The organism is Caldimonas tepidiphila (assembly GCF_003569765.1).
GTDB classification, from domain to species: domain Bacteria; phylum Pseudomonadota; class Gammaproteobacteria; order Burkholderiales; family Burkholderiaceae_C; genus Caldimonas; species Caldimonas tepidiphila.
This window is the reverse complement of the sequence record NZ_QXMG01000128.1, coordinates 1-4764: the sequence shown is the minus strand read 5'-3', so window position 1 is coordinate 4764 and position 4764 is coordinate 1. Positions and strand designations below refer to the sequence as shown.

Here is a 4764-nt window from a genome sequence, read left to right as displayed (position 1 = left end):
GAAATCCTCTCCTCGGTGGCCTCCTTCTGCAAAGGAATTTCTAACTCACGCCACTAGCCGCCTGCCTTGTTCCGCAGGCGGCGGCCGAGTACGAGGTGCCGGCGCACATCGGCGACTACACTGACTTCTATACCTCCGTCCACCATGCGACCAACGTTGGCCGCCTGTTCCGCCCGGACAACCCGCTGATGCCGAACTACAAGTGGGTGCCGATTGGCTACCACGGACGGGCATCGAGCATCGGCGTCTCGGGCCAGCGCTTTCTTCGACCCATGGGCCAGACGATGCCGCCCGGTGCCCAGCAACCAAGCCTGGGCCCGAGCCGGCGGCTGGACTACGAACTCGAGCTCGGCGCCTTCATTGGGCGCGGCAATGCGACGGGCGAGCCGATTACGATGGCTGAGGCCGAATCCCATATCTTCGGCCTGTGCCTGCTCAACGACTGGTCGGCACGTGATCTGCAGGCCTGGGAGTACCAACCCCTTGGTCCGTTTCTCGCGAAGAACTTCGCCACCACGATCTCGCCGTGGATCGTGACACTGGAGGCCCTGGCCCCCTACCGCGTGCCCTTCGTGCGCCCCGTGAACGATCCGCAACCCCTGCCCTATCTCGATTCACCGACCAACCGCGAGGGCGGCTCGATCGACCTGCAACTCGAGGTGCTGCTCGAGACGCCACGCATGCGCGAGCAGGGCGGTACCCCCGCGACGCTGAGCCGCACCAGCTACCGGCACGCCTACTGGACGCTGGCGCAAATGGTGACCCACCACACCGTCAACGGTTGCAACCTGCAGCCCGGCGACCTGCTCGGCAGCGGCACGCTCTCCGGTCCCACATTGGAGCAGGCCGGCGCGCTGATCGAACTCACCGCCGGTGGCCGGCAGCCGCTCGCCCTGCCCGACGGTGATACGCGGACCTTCCTCGAAGACGGGGACTGCGTTGTGCTGCGGGGCTGGTGTGAACGAGCCGGTGCCGCCCGCATCGGCTTCGGCGAGTGCCGCGGCACCGTACTGCCGGCGCTCGGTCTGCCGCGGTAGATGCAGCCGCCTCCCGGCACGGCGGCGTAAGCTCATCCCACTACCCACATCCCTGCCCGGCAAGGCCGAGAAGATGCGCGCGCTGAAGGACGAGGAAAGCGAGCGGCCCGATGAGCGGGGCGGAAGAGGAGATGGGTGCAGCCGAGCTTGGGGACGCTGGCGATGATCAGCGTCCTGAAACTTCGATCATGCGCGTTGCACTGACCAACGTCCCCGGGCCACTTCTTTACGAAGCCCGCGCTGCCGTCCCGGAACAAGATGCATGCACGCGAGGTCTTGCCATGCCGATGAACGCGAAGTCCACTTCCGGGGCGAATCCGCTGACGATGCGTGCGATGCTCTTTCCCGAGCCGCACGCATGCGTCCAGCCCAGCGTACCGTGCCCGGTGTTGAGGAACAGGTTCGGCAGCTTCGAGCGCCCGATGATCGGCACATTGCTCGGCGTGGCCGGGCGCAGGCCGGTCCAGAACTGCGCGCGCTCGGTGTCGCCGGCACCGGGGAACAGTTCCTCGACGCGACGCACGATCGCCTCGCAGCGCAGGGGGTTCAGGTCCCGGTCGTAGCCGTTCAGTTCGGCGGTGCCGGCAATGCGCAGCCGGTCGCCGAGGCGCGAGAAGACGAGCTTGTACTCGTCGTCGGTCAGCGAGACCTGGTGCGCCATCGACGCGTCCTTCACCGGCATCGTCACCGAGTAGCCCTTGGCCGGATAGATCGGCAGCGCGATGCCGAGCGGCCGCGCGTACAGCGGGCTCGCGGACCCCATGGCCAGCACGTAGGCATCGGCCCGCTGGCGCTGGAAGCAGCCTTCTGCGTCGATCAGTTCCACATGGTCGATCGCGCCCCCCACCTCGCGCAGCGCCGTGACGGTGTGGCCCATCAGGAAGCGCACGCCGTCCTCCTCGCAGCGCCGGGCCAGCTCACGCGCGAAGCGGTTGGCGTCACCCGATTCATCCTCTACGGTGTAGGTGGCCCCGGCGAGCTGCGGGCGGATGTGGCGCAGGGCGGGCTCGATGCGCACCGCCTCGTCGGCCGAGATCACGCGCCGGTCGCAGCCCAACGCCCGCATCTGCGCGGCCGGCGCCTCGGCGCTGCTGAACTCCTTTTCGCTCGTGTAGAAATGCAGGATGCCCTGCGTGCGCTCGTCGTAGGCGATGTCGCGCTCGCGGCGCAACTGCTGCAGGGTGTCGCGGCTGTAGGTGCCCAGGCGCACGATCTGTTCGATGTTGCGGCGCGTGCGCGCCGGGGTGCATTCGCGCAGGAACTGCAGGCCCCACAGCCACTGGCGCATGTCGGCGCGCAGGCGAAACAGCAGCGGCGCATCCTCCCGGCCCAGCCATTTCAGTACCTTCAGCGGGGCGCCCGGATTGGCCCAGGGTTCGGCATGGCTGACCGAGATCTGGCCCCCATTGGCGAAGCTGGTCTCCGCAGCAGGCGCGGCCTGCCGGTCAATGACGCTCACGTCGTGACCTTGCTGGCGCAGGAAATAGGCCGAGGTGACGCCGAGCAGGCCGGCGCCGAGAACCAATACTTTCATCTGAAGCTCCAGGAATAGGATGCCCGACAGGTCCTGCCGGACACTTGCCGCTCCCCCTGTCCTTGGTACCTGAGAGATTCAGCCCGAGCGTCCGATCGTCGGGCCTTGCTCCTTCGGTGCGTCACTGGCGTGACGTCTCTCCAGACGGCGATGATGGTGTGCAGTACGGGACCTGAGCGTTCATGGGAGATTGCGCCTTCGGTGGCCGGGCGCGAGCCCGGCGCTCTCCTGCACGAATGAGTTGCCTATCGCGCCGGGGCCTCCCCTTGGGCGCACAAGGAAGCGCTCGGCCAGCAGCACCCAGTAGGCGCTGCCGATCGCGACGTTGTCGTCGTTGAAGTCGTAGCCCGGGTTGTGCACCATGCAGGCGGGGGCCTCGCGTCCGTCCGTGCCGTCCCCGTTGCCGATGAGGAGGTAGCTGCCGGGCACGCGCTCGAGCATGAAGGCGAAGTCCTCGCTGCCGGTCAGTGGCGGGCCCTGCAGCGTGACGCGCTCCGGGCCCAGCAGCTCCAGCGCCACCTCGCGCGCGAAAGCGGTCTCCTCGGGCGTGTTGACCAGCACCGAGTAGCCGGCTCGCCAGTCGATGCTCGCCGTGACGCCGAAGCTCTCGGCCTGCGCCACCACCAGCGCCCTGATGCGGCGCTCGAGCAGCTCGCGCACCTCCCGGTCGAGCGCGCGCACGCTGAGCTCGAGCGTGGCGCGGGCCGGGATCACGTTGTTGGCCTGCCCCGCGTGCAGCGCCCCCACCGTCACCACCGCCGCCTGCAGCGGGTCGACGTTGCGCGACACCACGCTCTGCAGCGCCATCACCACGCTCGCCGCGGCCACCACCGGATCGGCCGCCCTGTGCGGCATCGCGCCGTGGCCGCCGATGCCGGTCAGCGTGACGGTGGCGTAGTCGCTGGAGGCCATCGACGGCCCCTCGCGCAGCACCAGGCGGCCCTGCGGCACGCCGGGCATGTTGTGCATCGCGAAGACGGCGTCGCAGGGGAAGCGATCGAACAGCCCGTCCTCCATCATGCGCAGCGCGCCGCCCCCGCCCTCCTCGGCCGGCTGGAAGATCAGGTGCAGCGTGCCGTCGAAGCGGCCGTGCTCGGCCAGGTGACGGGCCGCGGCGAGCAGCATCGCGGTGTGGCCGTCGTGGCCGCAGGCGTGCATCACGCCGGCTCGGCTGCTGGCCCACTCGGCGCCGGAGGCCTCGCTGATCGGCAGTGCGTCCATGTCGGCGCGCAGGCCGAGCCTGCGCGTTCCCTGCCCCCTGACCAGCGTGCCCACGACGCCGGTGCTGCCGATGCCCCGCTCCACCGCATAGCCCCAGCCCTCGAGCTTGTCGGCCACCAGCGCCGCGGTGCGGTGCTCCTCGAACGCCAGCTCGGGATGCCGGTGGATGTCGCGCCGCAGGCGGACGAACTCGCCGGCCCTGTCGGCCAGCGCTTGCAGCAGGTAGGTCATCGCAGCCTCGGCGCCGTCACTGGGGCTGCAGGTCGATCTGCCGGGCGATGGCGCGGTAGCGGGCCGTCTCGGCCTCGAAGAAGCGGGCGGACTCGGCCAGCGTCATCGGGGCGGATGCGAGCTGGGTCTGCGCCGCGAGCTGCGAACGCACGCCCGGGTCCTGCAGCACCTTGCCCACGGCCTGGTGCAGCCGCTGCACCACCGGCTCGGGGGTGCTCCTGGGCACCATGAAGCCTGTCCAGATCTTGTAGGAGAAGTTCTTGAGCGCCTGGCCCTCGCCGACCGTCGGCACGTTCTTCAGCAGCTCCGAGCGCTGCGCGCCGAGCTGGCCGATCACCTTGAGCTTGCCCTGCTCGGCAAGCGCCCCCATGGCCGCGCTGTAGACCAGCACCGCGAAGTCCACCTGGCCGCCGCCGAGGTCCTGCATCAGCGGCGCATTGCCCTTGTAGGGCACGTGCACGAGGCGGGTGCCGGTGAGCTCCTGCACATTCTCGAGGATCAGGTGGTAGAGCGAGCCGACGCCGACGCTGCCGTAGGTCAGCGGCTGGGCGGAGGACTTCCTGGCCAGCGCGATCAGCTCGTCCACGCTGCTGACCGGCAGGTCCTTGCGCGTGACGAACACCATCACCGCGTCGGCGACCGGATGCACGAGCCGGAAGTCCTCGGTCTTGAACTTGACCTTGGCGTTGGCCAGCGGCGACAGGATCACCTCGTTGGGCGAGCCCTGGAAGACGTAGTGCC

General features: G+C 69.1%; 3 protein-coding genes, 1 pseudogene and 1 riboswitch. Of the genes and pseudogenes, 1 reads left to right on the top strand and 3 read right to left on the bottom strand.

The genetic code is table 11. The features are described from left to right. Positions 1 to 53: 53 nt before the first annotated feature. Positions 54 to 1037, top strand: a pseudogene (gene fahA, locus D3A59_RS24610) (fumarylacetoacetase); the annotation flags it as partial. 226 nt (positions 1038 to 1263) lie between these two features. Here the strand turns inward: fahA and D3A59_RS24605 are convergent. The 3 genes from D3A59_RS24605 to D3A59_RS24595 all read right to left on the bottom strand — a co-directional run. Further along, entirely contained in the window at positions 1264 to 2571 is a 1308-nt protein-coding gene (locus D3A59_RS24605) for a D-amino acid dehydrogenase (protein WP_119157937.1), read from the bottom strand. Between the two features lie 46 nt (positions 2572 to 2617). Then, a riboswitch (glycine riboswitch) is annotated at positions 2618 to 2725 on the bottom strand. A 26-nt stretch (positions 2726 to 2751) separates the two neighbouring features. Further along, entirely contained in the window at positions 2752 to 4023 is a 1272-nt protein-coding gene (locus tag D3A59_RS24600) for a M20 aminoacylase family protein (RefSeq protein WP_119157936.1), read from the bottom strand. 16 nt (positions 4024 to 4039) lie between these two features. Beyond that, positions 4040 to 4764: tripartite tricarboxylate transporter substrate binding protein (locus D3A59_RS24595; protein ID WP_157991703.1), on the bottom strand; the 725-nt coding region annotated here is incomplete at its 5' end.

Coding starts and splice junctions, on each gene's coding strand:
- D3A59_RS24600 (WP_119157936.1), bottom strand. CDS start 4,023: ATGACCTACCTGCTGCAAGCGCTGGCCGACAGGGCCGGCGAGTTCGTC.
- D3A59_RS24605 (WP_119157937.1), bottom strand. CDS start 2,571: ATGAAAGTATTGGTTCTCGGCGCCGGCCTGCTCGGCGTCACCTCGGCC.